General features: G+C 44.4%; 13 protein-coding genes. 5 read left to right on the top strand and 8 right to left on the bottom strand.

Translation table 11 applies throughout. The features are described 5' to 3' along the window. Positions 1 to 164: 164 nt before the first annotated feature. The 6 genes from leuO to Q5H80_RS01745 form a co-directional block, all read right to left on the bottom strand. Positions 165 to 1124 carry a transcriptional regulator LeuO gene (leuO, locus tag Q5H80_RS01770; RefSeq protein ID WP_009847810.1) on the bottom strand — a complete coding sequence of 320 codons (960 nt, stop codon included), beginning with the start codon at positions 1122 to 1124 and terminating at the stop codon, positions 165 to 167. Positions 1125 to 1471: 347 nt separating this feature from the next. Further along, positions 1472 to 2527 (bottom strand): MJ1255/VC2487 family glycosyltransferase, encoded by a 1056-nt coding sequence (locus Q5H80_RS01765; RefSeq protein WP_304568010.1) that lies wholly within the window; start codon positions 2525 to 2527, stop codon positions 1472 to 1474. A gap of 57 nt (positions 2528 to 2584) precedes the next feature. Further along, entirely contained in the window at positions 2585 to 3109 is a 525-nt protein-coding gene (locus Q5H80_RS01760) for a phosphatase PAP2 family protein (protein WP_304568008.1), read from the bottom strand. Between the two features lie 271 nt (positions 3110 to 3380). Then, on the bottom strand, positions 3381 to 6488 hold the full coding sequence (locus tag Q5H80_RS01755) for an efflux RND transporter permease subunit (protein WP_304568006.1): 3108 nt from the start codon (positions 6486 to 6488) through the stop codon (positions 3381 to 3383). After that, positions 6485 to 7822, bottom strand: coding sequence for an efflux RND transporter periplasmic adaptor subunit (locus Q5H80_RS01750; RefSeq protein ID WP_304568005.1), 1338 nt, complete (start codon positions 7820 to 7822; stop codon positions 6485 to 6487). The genes Q5H80_RS01755 and Q5H80_RS01750 overlap by 4 nt, the downstream gene beginning before the upstream one ends. After that, a complete protein-coding gene (locus Q5H80_RS01745; protein ID WP_304568004.1) occupies positions 7822 to 8481 on the bottom strand; it encodes a TetR/AcrR family transcriptional regulator in 660 nt (219 codons plus the stop codon). The genes Q5H80_RS01750 and Q5H80_RS01745 overlap by 1 nt, the downstream gene beginning before the upstream one ends. A gap of 568 nt (positions 8482 to 9049) precedes the next feature. On the opposite strand from Q5H80_RS01745, the gene leuA reads away from it, so the two are divergent. The 5 genes from leuA to Q5H80_RS01720 all read left to right on the top strand — a co-directional run bounded on the left by leuA (position 9050) and on the right by Q5H80_RS01720 (position 14891). Further along, complete coding sequence (gene leuA, locus Q5H80_RS01740) at positions 9050 to 10597, top strand: 2-isopropylmalate synthase (RefSeq protein WP_009847816.1); 1548 nt, start codon at positions 9050 to 9052, stop codon at positions 10595 to 10597. A gap of 96 nt (positions 10598 to 10693) precedes the next feature. Beyond that, positions 10694 to 11785, top strand: coding sequence for a 3-isopropylmalate dehydrogenase (gene leuB / locus Q5H80_RS01735; protein ID WP_048657987.1), 1092 nt, complete (start codon positions 10694 to 10696; stop codon positions 11783 to 11785). Positions 11786 to 11901: 116 nt separating this feature from the next. Then, positions 11902 to 13314: a 3-isopropylmalate dehydratase large subunit gene (gene leuC / locus Q5H80_RS01730; RefSeq protein WP_304568001.1), complete on the top strand. Its 1413-nt coding sequence runs from the start codon at positions 11902 to 11904 to the stop codon at positions 13312 to 13314. Between the two features lie 14 nt (positions 13315 to 13328). After that, on the top strand, positions 13329 to 13931 hold the full coding sequence (leuD, locus tag Q5H80_RS01725; protein ID WP_304567999.1) for a 3-isopropylmalate dehydratase small subunit: 603 nt from the start codon (positions 13329 to 13331) through the stop codon (positions 13929 to 13931). 174 nt (positions 13932 to 14105) lie between these two features. After that, positions 14106 to 14891: a DUF547 domain-containing protein gene (locus Q5H80_RS01720; RefSeq protein ID WP_304567998.1), complete on the top strand. Its 786-nt coding sequence runs from the start codon at positions 14106 to 14108 to the stop codon at positions 14889 to 14891. A gap of 89 nt (positions 14892 to 14980) precedes the next feature. Here Q5H80_RS01720 and Q5H80_RS01715 read toward each other — a convergent pair whose 3' ends face one another. Both Q5H80_RS01715 and djlA read right to left on the bottom strand, forming a co-directional pair. Then, positions 14981 to 15526 carry a DUF924 family protein gene (locus Q5H80_RS01715; protein WP_304567997.1) on the bottom strand — a complete coding sequence of 182 codons (546 nt, stop codon included), beginning with the start codon at positions 15524 to 15526 and terminating at the stop codon, positions 14981 to 14983. Between the two features lie 58 nt (positions 15527 to 15584). Continuing rightward, positions 15585 to 16439 carry a co-chaperone DjlA gene (djlA, locus tag Q5H80_RS01710; RefSeq protein WP_009847822.1) on the bottom strand — a complete coding sequence of 285 codons (855 nt, stop codon included), beginning with the start codon at positions 16437 to 16439 and terminating at the stop codon, positions 15585 to 15587. Positions 16440 to 16578 lie beyond the last annotated feature (139 nt).

Raw genomic sequence — 16578 nt, 5'->3', positions numbered from 1 at the left:
GCGCACAAGTGTACCTCTGATCATGGAAAAGGCAACTGATGAAGCTCAAAGTTATAAGTAATAGTACGTCTCACGCTAAGTTTTCTATCAACAAAAATAGCAGGTACAAAAAAACCCCAAGCCAGACTCCTAGCTTAGGGCTTATAAATCATAGGAATTAGTGTCTAGTTAAGCGCCACTACTTCGCCACAGATCATCATTAACTGATCTCGTAACCAGATGTGTCCTTTGTCCTTTTCACTTGATTCGTGCCAGCTTAAGAAGCCAGAAATCGCCGCATTATCGAATGGGAAATCTAGAATCTGAAGCTGCTCTTTGTTTGCTGCATGTTCTACCATCCAGCGAGGAGCAATCGTCACAAGCTCAGATTGACCAACAACGTAAAGTACGTTGCTCAGGCTCGTACCTTCGTAGAAAGGCGTGCAATCTAGATCACGGTAAGCTTGCTCTGAGAAGCTACGTTGACCATGGATGCGAGACAATTTAGCATGCTTTTCGTTAAGCAATTCTGCCGCTGAAACTTCACCGTTGATACGTGGGTGAGAAGCAGAAGCTACCACAACCAATTCATCTTGGAAGATTTCAGTACTTGAGAAACCTTGTTCATCAAAACGCGAGTAATCAATAACGAAGTCAATTTCTTGGTAACGCATGCGCTCAGAAAGTTGACGGTCAAATTCTGCATCCATGTGCAGATTAACGCTAGGTGCTTGGTCGTTGATTGTCGACATAATCTTAGGTGCAAAACGCATGTCGCAAGGACTACAAATTGCAAGTTTGAACAGACGAGAAGACGACTCTGGAGAGAATACAGAACTTGGCAATTCGTTGCGTACTAACTGCAGCGCTTGGCGGATTGGGCCAAACAACTGACGAGCACGTTGAGTCGGTTGAATACCACGACCTTGGCGCATGAATAGCTCGTCGTTGAACATTACTTTCAAACGAGCAACAGCATTACTTACCGCTGGCTGAGACATGCCCAGATTATGAGCTGCACGTGTAATATTTTGCTCTTGCATAACTGCATCAAATACAGTTAAAAGATTTAAGTCGACTCCACGAAGTGTGCTTTCCATTCTGTAGCTTGCAATTGCACTCATTGCGTCTTTTTTCTCTAACATTCAAGTTGCCTCTTGTCGGTTCGACAGGGTTAAATTGGTAATGGTGTGGGAATAGATAACCACTAATTCTTATATTTATCAGACCGATGTTTTTCGGATTGCCATTACTATTAACCAATAAATCTCGAGCTACCAACAAGATTGATAAAGAATAATTTAATTTTACCTTAATGATTAAACAACACCTAAAAATCAGTTGCTTATGGAGTTATAAAAAAACATAAAATGCGTCACTTATGAGTTTCATTTCGACTTATTTAGCTGTCCTATCGTTTTGGTTACATTTGTTACAAATTATTGAACTCGTGAATCGTTCAACCAGTCGATTCAGAAATAACAATTATGGGTTACGTGAGTGATGCATAACGAGGAAAATCTACCTTGTCCCAAAGTTGCTTTCTCAAGTCATCTTGGTTGGACCATTTCCCCGCCAAAACCCACTCAACAAGTGCACTTGCCACGTCAGGATAAGTGACCACTTCTGCCTGCTTTTCACCGAGCCAACTACGCATGATAGCCGCGTCTAAAAAACTCATGGTTTGAGCCAACCCGAGCGCTTCAAGCGTCGCCACATTACTTTGTTGTTCGAACTGCCCCTCAAGAGGCTTGAGAAGCAACTTCTTACCTAAAGTTAAGGCTTCAGATGGCAATTCAAAACCGCCATTAGCCACCACACCAGAGCACTGATTGAGATCGAATTGGAAGCCTGCATGACTGAGTGGCTTGAACTCAATATTTTCGACTCGGTTATACTCAATAACATTCGGGTGATAGCAGGTAAAGTGATGAGAAACAAACTTCATCAACAACTCAGAGATCACATCAAGATCCTCAAATGGTAAATAAACTAAGGTGAAGTCTTGTGTTGCTTTAGCTCGCTCATCACACGCAGGCGTGTGGACGATAGGTGGCAATATTGGCTGTTCAAAGTGATACCAGTGCAACCCAATGGCATGCTCTGTTGGTGCAAAATGCTGAATAACGGAATGTTCAATCCAGTTGCCCCCTTCTTTAGGCACATCGTAACGGAACGCATTTTGGTGGCTTATTCCAATACACGGGACACCTTGCCTTTTCGCAGCCCAAGCGGTTACCGGTTCGAAGTCATTCAATACCAAATCGTAAGGTGTAAGATCGATCTGGTTAACCTCGCGGAGAAATCGCCAGATATTGTTCTTGATGAATGTCTTGCCGTATTTAACCTGCCCCTGCTCACTGTAAAAAGTTAAGCCGCTGCGGGTCTGATAGTTGCCAAACGCTTCCATCGAAAAGAATTTACTCTCGTCTCGCCCAGAGAACAGAAAGTCGACATCGATATTTTGCTGACGAAAAGCTACAGCCATTGCTCTCGCTCGAGCAATGTGCCCATTCCCTGTGCCTTGTACGCCATATAAAATTTTCATGCATGTTCCTTTATGTTTGCTACTTAAGCTCGGCAGTGGTTGTTGCTAACAAAATGATTACAGGATGAAGCTGATAGCAAGGCTAGTACAAGCGATGCCCAAGGCTGCGCCAATCAGTACATCCGTTAAAAAGTGCACACCGAGTAGGATTCGAGAGCCTGCAATCGCTGCCGCCCAAATCAGGCCAAAGAGATATAAGCTCGGATAGAAATGTCCGATTAGAGTCGCCATAACAAAAGCCGCAGCAGAATGTCCAGAAGGCAGGCTGTATTTATCAGATGGCACAATGTGAGAGTGAAGCAATGAAGAGAATTCGGCCGGTCGGCGGCGCTTGAGGGTGTTCTTAGCTAACCAATAAATCGGCAGCTCTACCGCAAAAGCGGCTAGACCAACCATTAAAAATTCACGACCAGTATAGCCATCAGCTAACAGCGCAATCAGAGCGATCAATACATATAAGTGACCATCCCCAGTATGAGACACCGCCTTACTGAATGTCGCCTGTTGTCCGCTATAACGGTTTTTTAAACAAAAAACAGAAAATGCCACATCCCAGCGGACAATAGGTTCGATAGTACGCATACAATCTCCTTAACAATTCTTATTCAGTTAAGGCTCAAGTTATGCCCCTGAAATGACAATTAAGTGACGTTTTGAATGAACTAAAATGAATTTTGAGGCGAATTGACTGCTTTCGCTAGCAAGCTGGTGGGGGCTAGAAACTACCGATAAAAATAAAGCGTCCCAAGGCCGCTTTATTTTTCTATGTTTTTACTTCTTTATATTAGCAAGCAAACGCTACTTCTATCGTGTTAATGGTTATAGCGTTCGCTAATGATAATAGCGCTAAAGGTTATAGCGCTAATGGCTCATGCTTTTTCACCAACCCAAAGTCCGCCAATATCGCGTAAGCGGCAGGGATCATAAACAGCACCAGTAAGGTTGAAGCAAATATGCCAAACACGATCGAAATAACTAAAGGCTGGATAACCTGAGCCTGTAAGCTGGTTTCCGTCAATAGTGGTAGCAAACCTGCGGCGGTCGTCATTGAGGTCAAAAATACCGCTCGAAAGCGCTCACGACTGGCTTTGACCACCGAGTCATGCACGCTATCTCCCTCATCGACATGGTGACGAATGTACTGCACTAACAAGATGGAATCGTTGACCACTATGCCCGCCAGCGATATAAAACCCATCATGCTCGGCATACTCAATGCATGCCCTAACAACCAATGACCAACGACCACCCCAATAAAGGCGAGTGGAATCGCCAACATCACGACCACAGGCTCCAAGTAGCTTCGGAACTGATAACTCAGAATCGCAAACACACCGAATAAGCCCAACAAGAACCCTTTCCCCATCGAAGCTCCGGTCTTCGCGGCATCTTTGGCTTCACCTTCAAAATCAAAGCGTAAGCCTGGGTACTTTTGAATGAGCTTGGCTACTTCATCTTTTTGGAACTGAGCCAAGATCGCAGAAGAGCTGGCCTTTTTATTATCAACGTCACCAAAGATACTGATCGTTCTCAGCCCATCAATACGCTGGATTCGCACGTAGTTACGTTGGAAATCTAAAGTAGCCAATGTTGCTAACGGGATCTGGCTGCCATCTGCAGTGATGATCGGGAAGTTGGCCAGCTGTTGTAAATCACCTGCTTGTTCTTTATCAAGGCGAACTTCTATCGAGATATTCTCCACGCCGATTTGAATCTCGTCCGCAGTTTGTCCAAAAAAGGCGGAACGTAATTGGGAAGCGATCATTTGTCCATTGACGTTGTAGGTTTCTGCTCCGGGACGCAGCTTCACCAAGATCTCTTCTTTACCCATGCGCATGTCATCAAGCACACCATGCACACCATCAAACTGGTTGAGGTATTCCTGAATCTCCAGAGAGGCGGACTTCAACTCCGCCAGATCATCATGCTTGGCTCGGATCTCGATAGCACGCCCACCCGGTCCCATGGTGGGTTGCTTGAACACTAATGAAATCGGGTCAGCTAGATCACCCACATCCTCTCGCCATGCATCAATGAAGTCATCGATAAGCGTATTACGACTCTCTGCTCCGCGTAAGTCTAAGCGTACGGTGGCTAAATGTGGGCCAGATTCATTGGCATCGGCGTTAGCATTGAATTGGCTGGTGATATGCTCGACCAGTGTATTGCCTTCTTCAACCTCTTCGCTCCATTGCTTGTTCAAACGCTCAGCCGACGCGACAATTTTGTCGACCACTTTCTCGGTTTGAGACAATGACGCGCCCGGCGGAAGAATGATACGCGCCTCGGCAATATCACCATCTAGCTCAGGGAAAGGTTGAAACTTAACAACGCCACCAGCAATCAAGGCGACCGAAAGCAACAACAGCGTAATCACTCCACCCATAAAGGCGTAGCGGAACGTCACGACTTTCTCAACCATGTTCATCAAAGTGGTATTACGAAAGTTCTCGAACCTCTCAAGTAACACAACCTTAAAGCGTAGCGCTGGTTTGTCATTTTTTTCTTTGTGTAATGAATGAGATAAGTGATTGGGTAGAATAAGAAATGCTTCGATTAAACTTAGCGACAACACCAAGATAAGCACCTGAGGCACCGCTTTAAGCACCGCGCCCATTTCCCCATCAAGGAATAATAAGCTACCGAAGATACAGACAGTGGTTAGGAAAGAAGACAGTACTCCGGGAAGCACTTTTTTTACCCCGTTATACACCGCATCATCAACACTCTGCCCCCGATCTAAATGGGAGGCTATCGATTCGGCAATCACGATAGCGTCATCCATCATAATACCTATCGCCATCAACAGTCCGACCAGCGACATAATGTTAATCGACAAACCAAGATTAACCATTAAGAACAAGCCACCAAGGAAAGCAACCGGCAGACCCGCAGCCACCCAAAATGAATAACGCAAACTGAAGAACAGCCACATGGTGGCGAATACCAGCACAATACCTTGCCAGCCATTGCTCACCATCATGGTTAGACGATCCCAAAGTACAGAAGAGAGATCGTTGGTCATTTGTAGTGTCACGCCATCAGGAGTAATCGCGCTTTGATCTTCAACGAATCGCGTGACATTCTCTTTGATCCGTAGTGCATCATCTTCTTTGTTTTTACTGACCTTCAACAGAGCTGATGGCTTGCCATCAAACAACACCTTCTGCTCATCAAGCTCAAAGCGATCGGTTATTTTGGCGATATCTCTCAAACGGATCACAGATCCATTAGGCGCAGAGCCAACGACAATGTTTTCTAGCTCAACAGGCGTAATTCGTCTCTCGTCAAAACGAATCAAAAAGTTCTTGTCTGGTGTTTCAACGTTACCACTTGGCAGTTTTACATTCTGACGGCCAATCTGATCGGCAATATCACCTACGCTCAAACCCAGCTGGCGAATAGCTTGGGTATCCAGTTCAACACGGTATTGATGATCCGAGAAACCGCTGACATCAACCAGTGAAACATCATAATCAAGCTTCAAGATACGTTTGAGGTCTTCAGCGTAGGCCTTAAGCTCCGGCCATGAAGTTTCTGCGGTGATGGCGATATCAACAACCGGTTCATTCCAATCCAGTTCTTGAACAACAGGCGATTCAATCTCGGTTGGAAAATCATTGATCGAGTTGATCTGGGTTTGCACGTCCACCAGCATTCGGCCGATGTCCGCTTTCTCATTTAATTTGAGAATAAGACGAGCGCTGCCTTCAATCGCCTCACATTGAGTTTCTTCAATATTGGCCAGGCCATCAACGGCATCTTCCATTCGCACGCACAAGCTCTCTTCCACCTCTTGTGGTGATGCGCCGGGATAAACGATCGCCGCCATAATGTAAGGCGGATCATAGGCGGGAAAGGTTTCACGCTTGATGGTTGATAGTGAGTTTATACCCAAGATCAACAGCCCAAGCATCAACAAGTTTGCTGCTGTTGGGTGCCGAGAGAAAAACTTGATCATGACGCGCTCTCCTGAGTATCAGATTCAAGCTCAGCCTCTTCAGAGTTGGACTCTCTCAGTAACATGCCTTCGATTGCTGGCAGGACATCATTGAGAACCAGTTTATCTCCAGTTTGTAGCCTGCCACTCACAACCACTTGGTTGTCTCTGCGATACAGCACTTCAACATTCACGACTTGCAAGCGTTGATTGTCATCCATCAGGTAAACCTTATCGCCATGCAGTGCTCGCTCTGGGACAACCCAGCTAAGGTTGGCCAAACCTTCTATCTCAGCTTTGACGAACATGCCATTGACCAAAGGGGGTGCATTGCTTGGCTGCAGTTGTGAGTAGTCTTGAGCAATCTCTAGAATAATTCCCGCTGTCGCTTGGTTTTCATCAACCGTTTCACTGATTCTTGCTACCTTCGCAGGCCAACTCAGGTTCAGGTTACCGCTGTTAAGTTGAATAGTCGCTTTAATTGGCGCTTCATAAGGATTAGGGAGCCCTGCAGCATCGCGAGGGAATTGATTAAAGCTCGAGGCTAAAGTTTGCATATCGTGAATAGAGAGTTGCGCCTCAACTTCCATAACATTAGTCCCGTGAGCAACAAACATCTCTTGCTGAAGATTAACCACTTGGTTTTGTTCGATATCGACCTGCGCAATTCTCATCGCTCTAGGCAAGGTGATGGTTGTTTTATCTAAAGAGCGTTGCGCCTCTTTTACCTTAGAAACATTCACCTTAATCACAGCTTCCGCGACACGCTTTTCATCAGGCATCAACGCAATTTGGTTATCGATATCCAATACAAGCTTCTGTTGAGACAACGCACTTTGCTGTTGGAGATCGACATCAGACTGAGACGTCAGCCCTTTCTTGCGCAGATCTTGTTTACGTTGCAGCTCTTTATTGCTGATCACTAAGCGGTTCTTTTCAATTTTAAGAGTCTGCTTAAGATTATCTTCTTCTTGGCTCAACTTAGCTAATGAGGTCTGGCTTGATTTAAGATCCGCTTCGGCTTGTACCAGCTTTAGCTCGTAATCTAAGGGATCGATCTTAAGTACCTCAGTACCCGCAGGAATGATCTGCCCTTTTTCTAAGTCTGGATGTCGATAAACAATCTGCCCAGTCACCTCGGCAATGGCTTTCCATTCGACCTTAGGTACCACCTTGCCAAAGCCCACCGCCAACGGCGCGATCATTTGTTGTTCTAAACTGACTGTTTCGACTAGACGAGCCCTGTCTCCCGCGGGCTTAGTCGGCAGATCCGGCTTTAAACTAATCGCAGTCACAAGGCCGATAACACCAACCGCAAGCGCTGGAAAGAAGAGTAGTTTTTTATTTATTTTCATTATCTTTGGTCCTGCACTGCAGAAGGGCTCGGTGCGTTGATAAAGCCTTCGGTCATCAATTGAATATTGTGTTCGATTAAACGGTTAAGAAATTCTTCATTAATCTTAATACCATGGATTGCTAATAGAGGGGGCGGAGCAATGAAGGGAAACACCATCAAGCTTATATACGAAACTCGACACAATTTTGGATCCATGTTCTGTTTTAAGATGCCTTGTTCAACCAGCTTTTCAAAAATGACATCTTGTGCTGGCTTGGCGACATCGAGAAAAACCTTTTCGAGCAACTCTCTTTGTACTTCAGAGGGAGGCATATTCATCACTTGAGCAATCAAACGAGGAAACTTGGGGACCTTGACCATCTCTTTATAATAAGTCCGCATTAAATCAAGAAAGTTCTCATGGCTGCTTTCTTCAACCAATCTCTGCATTTGCAATTGCATTGGTCGTAGCGTTTCACGCAGCATCGCCTCAAATAATCCAGCCTTACTGCCAAAGTAATAACGGATCATCGCAATATTCACACCCGCGCGCTCAGCAATCAGGCGCGTCGAGACCTTGTCGTATGGCTGAACGACAAACAGATCGCGAGCATGCTCAATCAATAACTGTCGAACATCTAAGTTCTTTTGAGGTCGCCCCGCTTTTCGTGCCGTCATGGCAAAAATCCATCTCTATAATTAATCATCTGATTAATTATAGAGATAAACTAGCGTAACAGTAGAAGATTAATTACTCACTATTTAATCAAGTGAATAATTAATTTGGTCACGCTTGTGATTTTTTTGGTGAATCATTCCATCAAAAAGATTTACTACAAAGTTTTAACCTACACATCAGCCAAACGATAAACTAACCCGCCAATACAAAAGCACCAATCAGTCGCTTTATCCAAATAAATAACAAAAAACAGCACAAACCAAACAAAAACACCACCAACACACGCTGATATTGGATTTTCTTGTTTGACGCTCAGAATAAATTACGGTAAATATGGTGTTAACAGTTTATTTACGGATATTTGTGTAATGATTTTTTCTTCCTCTCTACTGCTGAAACTTCTCCTTATCGTGAACCAATCGCGCGGGTAAGTTGTGGGTCAAGAACTACACAAATATTAAAACCCGCACTGAGCGGGTTTTTTTGTAACTGGCACTTTTTAAAGAACATCATTCTTAATAATAATTTGGATAGCAATCGATTCATTATCGATATAAGGAAGCCCCCATGAACGATCAAGTAATAATTTTTGATACTACCTTACGTGACGGCGAGCAAGCATTGGCTGCAAGCCTTACGGTAAAAGAGAAGTTACAGATCGCTTATGCTCTTGAGAGACTGGGTGTAGATGTTATCGAAGCTGGCTTCCCTATCTCTTCTCCAGGTGACTTTGAGTCAGTACAAACCATCGCTAAGCACATCAAAGATAGCCGCATTTGTGCACTTTCTCGTGCCGTAGCTAAAGATATCGATGCCGCAGCAGAAGCGCTTAAAGTTGCTGACCAGTTCCGTATTCATACCTTCATTTCTACATCAACGGTTCACGTTCAAGATAAATTGCGCCGTAGCTACGATGATGTCGTAGAGATGGCAGTAAAAGCCGTCAAACATGCTCGTAACTACACCGATGATGTTGAGTTTTCTTGTGAAGATGCAGGGCGTACCCCTATCGACAATCTATGTCGCATGGTTGAAGCCGCGATTAACGCAGGCGCTAAAACCATCAACATTCCAGACACGGTAGGCTATACAGTACCGAATGAGTTTGGTGGCATCATCAAAACGCTATTCGATCGCGTACCAAACATCGATCAAGCCATCATCTCTGTTCACTGTCATGATGACTTAGGTATGTCGGTTGCAAACTCAATTGCTGCTGTGCAAGCGGGTGCTCGTCAAATTGAAGGCACAATCAATGGTATTGGCGAACGTGCAGGTAACTGTTCTTTAGAAGAAATCGCAATGATCATCAAAACTCGCCAAGAGCTTTTAGGTGTTCATACCGGCTTGGATCATAAAGAGATTCACCGTACCAGTAAGTTGGTTAGCCAGCTTTGCCACATGCCGATTCAAGACAATAAAGCTATCGTCGGTGCGAACGCATTCAGCCACTCTTCTGGTATTCACCAAGACGGCATGCTTAAGAACAAGAACACTTACGAGATCATGACGCCTGAGTCTATTGGCTTAAAAAACAAAGCCTTAAACCTAACAAGCCGTAGTGGCCGAGCAGCGGTTAAGAGCCACATGGACGCTATGGGTTATAAAGACAATGAGTACAACCTAGATTCATTGTACGAAGACTTCTTGAAGCTTGCTGACCGTAAAGGACAAGTGTTCGATTACGACCTAGAAGCATTAATGCACTTCGCGAATCTACGTGACGAAGATGACTTCTATAAACTTAACTACCTAAGCGTACAATCTGGTAGTGTTATGTCTACCACCAGCATCAAACTGCAATGTGGTGACGAAGAGAAATGCGAAGCCGCTGTCGGCAATGGCCCTGTTGATGCTTTGTACCAATGTATCTACCGCTTAACAGGCTACGAAATCGCGTTGGATAAGTTCGACCTTACTGCAAAAGGTGAAGGCGAGGATGGCTTAGGTCAAGCAGACATCATTGCTAACTATAAAGGCCGTAAATACCACGGTACGGGCGTTTCAACGGATATCGTTGAAGCTTCAGGTCAAGCGTTGCTACACGTTATCAATAGCATTCAACGCGCAGACACTATTGCTGAAATGAAGCAGCAAAAATTCGCGACAGTTTAATACCCAATAACAAAGCCATAGAGCCGATGTTGTTGGCTTTAGGGACAAAATTTAAAACGAGCCAAACAGCTCAGTAACAAGAATTAAAGGATTAACATGACAGATAAATCATACAAAATTGCCGTACTACCTGGTGATGGCATTGGCCCAGAAGTAATGCAACAAGCACACAAAGTGCTAGACGCGATTGAAAAGAAACACGCAATTAGCTTTTCTCGCGAAGAGTATGATGTTGGTGGTATCGCGATTGATAACCACGGCTGTCCACTTCCAGAAGCAACAGTTGCAGGCTGTGAAGAATCTGACGCGGTACTTTTTGGTTCTGTCGGCGGTCCTAAATGGGAACACCTTCCACCAAACGATCAACCAGAGCGTGGTGCCCTACTTCCTCTACGTAAACACTTCCAACTGTTCTGTAACTTACGTCCTGCACAAATCCATAAAGGTCTAGAGTCTTTCTCTCCTTTGCGTGCAGACATCTCAGGTAACGGCTTCGACATCGTTGTTGTTCGTGAACTAACTGGCGGTATCTACTTCGGCCAACCTAAAGGTCGTGAAGGCGAAGGCGCAACAGAGAAAGCCTTTGATACTGAGGTTTACCACCGTTACGAAATCGAACGTATTGCAAAAATTGCTTTTGAATCCGCTCGTCTACGTAACAAAAACGTTTACTCAATCGATAAAGCGAACGTTCTTCAGAGCTCTATCTTATGGCGTGAAGTGGTTGAAGAGATCGCAAAAGATTACCCAGATGTTACGCTAAACCACATGTACATCGACAACGCGACCATGCAGCTAATCAAAGATCCATCTCAATTTGACGTAATGCTATGTTCAAACATCTTTGGTGACATCATCTCTGATGAGTGTGCAATGATCACAGGCTCTATGGGTATGCTTCCTTCTGCAAGCTTGAACGAAAGCAACTTCGGTCTATACGAACCCGCAGGTGGCAGTGCTCCAGATATCGCAGGTAAGAACATTGCGAACCCAGTCGCGCAAATTCTTTCGGCAGCGCTAATGCTTCGTTACAGCCTAGGCGAAGAAGCGGCAGCGCAAGACATCGAAGCTGCGGTATCTAAAGCACTTTCTGCAGGCGAGCTAACAGCAGACCTTGCAGGTAAGAACCAAGCGCTTACTACCTCAGAAATGGGTGACAAGATCGCAGAGTACATCCTAGCTTCATAAGCGACTACTCGAAAAATAAGTAAGTACATAAAAATAATATCAAGCCAAGTCAGCTTAAACCGCATGACTTGGCTCGAAACAAACACTGGGACTGATGCTCCCAAGGAAGAAAAGCTATGTCGACAAACCAGCAAGCAAAAACCTTATACGAAAAAGTTTATGACGCTCACGTTGCGGTTGCAGCGAAAGGCGAAACGCCAATTCTTTATATCGATCGCCACTTAGTCCACGAAGTAACGTCGCCACAAGCTTTTGATGGCCTGCGTGAAAAAGGTCGTAAAGTCCGCCAAGTAGGCAAAACTTTTGCAACCATGGATCACAACGTATCGACACAAACGAAAGACATCAACGCTTCTGGTGAGATGGCTCGTATCCAAATGGAAACGCTATCGAAGAACTGTGAAGAGTTTGGTGTCACGCTCTACGACCTAAACCACAAATACCAAGGTATTGTGCACGTAATGGGCCCTGAACTGGGTATTACACTACCGGGCATGACCATCGTATGTGGTGACTCGCACACTGCGACACACGGTGCATTTGGCTCATTAGCATTCGGTATTGGCACTTCAGAAGTTGAGCACGTTCTAGCTACTCAAACGCTAAAACAAGCTCGTGCTAAAACCATGAAGATCGAAGTAAAAGGCAAAGTCGCTGAAGGCATTACCGCAAAAGATATCGTACTAGCTATCATCGGTAAGACAACAGCCGCTGGCGGTACAGGCTATGTGGTTGAATTCTGTGGTGAGGCAATTACTGACCTTACAATGGAAGGTCGTATGACGGTATGTAACATGGCAATCGAGCTTGGCGCTAAAGCAGGTCTGATTGCGCCAGATGCAACGACATACGAATACATCAAAGGTCGTAAGTTCTCTCCAGAGGGCGAAGACTTACAAGCAGCTATTGAATACTGGAACACATTGAAAACCGATGCTGATGCAGAGTTCGATGCTGTTGTTACGCTAGAAGCTGCAGACATCAAACCACAAGTCACTTGGGGAACCAACCCAGGTCAGGTTATCTCAGTAGACACACCAATCCCGGAACCAGAAAGCTTTGCAGACCCTGTTGAAAAGGCATCTGCAGAAAAAGCGCTCGCTTACATGGGCCTTGAAGCGGGTAAATCGCTATCTGAATACAACGTAGATAAAGTATTTGTAGGTTCTTGTACTAACTCACGTATCGAAGACATGCGTGCAGCAGCAGCGGTAGCGAAAGGTCGCCAAGTAGCGAAACATGTTCAAGCATTGATCGTACCTGGTTCTGAGCAAGTAAAAGCACAAGCTGAAGCTGAAGGCCTGGATAAGATCTTCATCGAAGCAGGCTTTGAATGGCGCCTACCGGGGTGCTCTATGTGTCTTGCAATGAACAACGACCGTCTAGGTCCACAAGAGCGCTGTGCTTCTACATCAAACCGTAACTTTGAAGGTCGCCAAGGCCGTGATGGTCGTACGCACCTTGTTAGCCCTGCAATGGCTGCCGCAGCAGCGATCGCTGGTCACTTTGTCGATATTCGTGAACTTTAATTAGAGGATTTAACATGTCAGGTTTTCAACAACACACCGGATTAGTCGTTCCTCTAGATACGGCCAACATCGATACTGATGCGATCATTCCAAAGCAATTTCTACAGAAAGTAAACCGTATTGGTTTTGGTAAGCACTTGTTCCACGATTGGCGCTTCCTAGATGACGCAGGCCAACAGCCAAACCCTGAGTTTGTGATGAACGAAGCTCGCTACCAAGGCGCTTCAATTCTACTGGCTCGTGAAAACTTTGGTTGTGGTTCATCTCGTGAACACGCACCTTGGGCGCTTGCCGATTACGGTATTCAAGTGATGATCGCTCCAAGCTTTGCTGATATTTTCTACGGTAACTCGATCAATAACCAGATGGTGCCAGTTCGTCTTACAGAGCAAGAAGTTGATGAAATCTTTCAGTTCGTTGAAGCGAATGAAGGTGCTGAAATCCACGTTGATTTAGAAGCAATGAAAGTCAGTGCGAATGGAAAAGAATACTCGTTTGACATTGATGAGTTCCGTCGTCACTGTTTGCTAAATGGTTTAGATAATATCGGCCTTACACTTCAACATGCTGATAAGATCTCTGAGTTTGAAGCTAAGATTCCTAGCTTCCTAAAATAATCAGACATTTCTGATTAAATCTAAAGGTTGGCCAAGTGCCAACCTTTTTTATTTGACTCAACGTCTTTATTAAACTTAACGTCTTTATCTGACTAAGCTCGTTATTTAACTAAAGGACCATGAAAGAAAATGGTAGTCCATAAGGTCTTAGTAGTCAGTCATCAGGAGAATGCCATGAAACAACTACTTTTTATTGTCAGCCTACTTTTCTCAACCTTAGCTTGGTCTGCGCCTAAATCCGATCTTTGGCCTTACTGGGATCAAAGTAATGAAGCCAACTCTGAACAAGTTTCTCATCAAGATTGGCAACAATTCCTCGATAACTATTTAGTAAAACAAGGTCAGCACACCTTAGTTAGATATCAAACGGTGAGTTCTTCAGACAAAACCAAACTGAAGCAGTACATAAGCCGACTTGAACAGATTGACCCGCTCGACTATCCAAAAGCGGAACAGTATGTCTATTGGGTTAATCTATATAACGCCGTGACTGTCGATTTGATTCTTGATGCCTACCCAATAAAATCCATCACTAAACTTGGCGGACTATTTAGTTTTGGGCCATGGGGAGATGATGTCATCGTCGTCAATGGGAAGTCACTGACACTCAATGATATTGAACACCGTATCTTAAGACCGATATGGCAAGATCCCCGTACACATTATGCAGTGAACTGTGCGAGCCTAGGTTGCCCTAACCTGCAATCTCAAGCCTTTACCGCTGACAACACCGAGATGCTGTTAGAACAAGCCGCAACTGAATTTGTAAATAGTGACAAAGGTGTACTGATTCAAAATAATAATAAGCTTCAGTTATCATCGATTTACGAATGGTTTGCTGTGGATTTTGGTACGGAGAATCAACTCATTCAACACTTAGAACAATATCGAACTCAACCAATAAAAAACACTGAAAAAATCAGTTATGACTACGATTGGTCACTCAACCAAGTAAACTAGCTTCACGCTAAAATTTCGTCAATAAGATCAAGTAAAAATAGGCTAGAGGTTATTATCAACCTCTAGCCTATTTGACTGTATTTCTAAAATTAAAAGCTTGATCCCGGTTGCTGCAAGAACTCTACTTCTTCGGGAGTTGAAGTTCGCCCTAACACCTCATTGCGGTGCGGATAGCGACCAAAACGCTCAATGATGACCTTGTGCTTAAACTCAAAATCAAGATTATGTTCTAATCCCGTTTGAGAAAAGAGATCCACTGCTTGTTCATGAACCAACAAAGACTCACTGTGCATATAAGGCATATACAGGAAGCTTTTTTGTTGCTCGTTAAGCTGGTGATCAAAACCACCCGCTACCGCTTCTTGAGCCAAAGCAAGCGCCATTGGGTCAGCAGTAAACGCAGCCAGATTGTTTCTACCAATATTCCGAGAAAACTGATCAAGCACGATAATTTCAGCCAAGCGCCCTTCCGCATTTTGACGCCATTCAAACAACTCACCTTGGATAGCGGCTTTGTGCAGTTTAGCAAAACGAGACTCAATCAAAGTATCGATCTCTTCACCGCCAGTAAACCAATCTTTAGGCGTCAGTTCATCGAACCAAAACTCTAGAACATCCTGATACGTTACCGTCATATAATTCCCTTTAATAAAAAACCGAATCATTTAATATCATGACTCGGTCTATGTTCAATTACTTAAAACCTTTTACTTTCTTTATCAGGTCATAAGCATTCTGAATTTCTTGCGATTTCTCTTTCGCAACATTCATCATCTCAGGCGGTAAGCCCTTCGCCATCAGTTTATCTGGGTGATGCTCATTCATCAGCTTGCGGTAAGCTTTCTTCACCTCTTTACCGTCGGCACTTTCACTCACACCGAGAACTTTAAACGCATCGGCCAATTGGTTTTGTTGCGAAGCCTGTTGCCAACCCGATGATTGCCCATGACCTTGATGCCCACCAAAGCTTCCACCTTGTTGTTGAAAACGAAATGCTGCTTCTTGCATCTGCAAGCGGCGCTCTAGCTGTTCTGCAGAAAACCCAAGACCTTGCGCTATCTTATGTAAGACCTGACGCTCACTTGGGTGTAAGCTTCCATCGGCAAATGCTGCAGATACTTGTAGCTCAAGAAAAAACTGCAGAAGATCAAAACGGCCACCCGATGAGATTTTCACACGCTCAAGTACATCACTTAATGGAAAGTCACTCTCTTTGCCATCACGGAAAGCATCTTGAGCCGCTTTACGTTGTTCGCCATGCAGGTTCATACGCTCCATCATTGTAGAAGCTAGCTGAATCTCTTCTGGCGTAACCTGTCCCTTAGCTTTAGCTACGTGTCCCATAACCGCAAAAGCAGATTTGAAAAACTCGTTTTGTCTTTCAGCTTGGCTTGGACCTCGGCCAAAACCAGAGCTATTGAAGCCCGATTGGTTCAATCGGCGAGCTTTATCGAACTGGTGCCCTAAAAATAGGCCAAAAACTAAACCGAGCGGCCCCCCAAATAAAAAACCAAAAAAAGCGCCCAAAATTTTGCCAAATATTTGCATTATGTGTTCTCTATCTATGAATTTTGTCTGAGTAATGCTGTCTGATGATGCTGAATGCTAATATTTCCTTTATCATAAGGAAAATGCTTTATTAATTGGATTGATACTAGATCAACCCTTCATCTAGTGACACAGGATA

The sequence above is a fragment of the Vibrio sp. SNU_ST1 genome (assembly GCF_030563405.1).
GTDB lineage: Bacteria > Pseudomonadota > Gammaproteobacteria > Enterobacterales > Vibrionaceae > Vibrio.
Note: the sequence above shows the minus strand (reverse complement) of the source record. Positions and strands in the feature narration are given on the sequence as shown.

Bases quoted from the DNA above. Each gene is read 5' to 3' on its own strand.
- leuO (WP_009847810.1), bottom strand. From the start codon at position 1,124: ATGTTAGAGAAAAAAGACGCAATGAGTGCAATTGCAAGCTACAGAATG.
- Q5H80_RS01765 (WP_304568010.1), bottom strand. From the start codon at position 2,527: ATGAAAATTTTATATGGCGTACAAGGCACAGGGAATGGGCACATTGCT.
- Q5H80_RS01760 (WP_304568008.1), bottom strand. From the start codon at position 3,109: ATGCGTACTATCGAACCTATTGTCCGCTGGGATGTGGCATTTTCTGTT.
- Q5H80_RS01755 (WP_304568006.1), bottom strand. From the start codon at position 6,488: ATGATCAAGTTTTTCTCTCGGCACCCAACAGCAGCAAACTTGTTGATG.
- Q5H80_RS01750 (WP_304568005.1), bottom strand. From the start codon at position 7,822: ATGAAAATAAATAAAAAACTACTCTTCTTTCCAGCGCTTGCGGTTGGT.
- Q5H80_RS01745 (WP_304568004.1), bottom strand. From the start codon at position 8,481: ATGACGGCACGAAAAGCGGGGCGACCTCAAAAGAACTTAGATGTTCGA.
- leuA (WP_009847816.1), top strand. From the start codon at position 9,050: ATGAACGATCAAGTAATAATTTTTGATACTACCTTACGTGACGGCGAG.
- leuB (WP_048657987.1), top strand. From the start codon at position 10,694: ATGACAGATAAATCATACAAAATTGCCGTACTACCTGGTGATGGCATT.
- leuC (WP_304568001.1), top strand. From the start codon at position 11,902: ATGTCGACAAACCAGCAAGCAAAAACCTTATACGAAAAAGTTTATGAC.
- leuD (WP_304567999.1), top strand. From the start codon at position 13,329: ATGTCAGGTTTTCAACAACACACCGGATTAGTCGTTCCTCTAGATACG.
- Q5H80_RS01720 (WP_304567998.1), top strand. From the start codon at position 14,106: ATGAAACAACTACTTTTTATTGTCAGCCTACTTTTCTCAACCTTAGCT.
- Q5H80_RS01715 (WP_304567997.1), bottom strand. From the start codon at position 15,526: ATGACGGTAACGTATCAGGATGTTCTAGAGTTTTGGTTCGATGAACTG.
- djlA (WP_009847822.1), bottom strand. From the start codon at position 16,439: ATGCAAATATTTGGCAAAATTTTGGGCGCTTTTTTTGGTTTTTTATTT.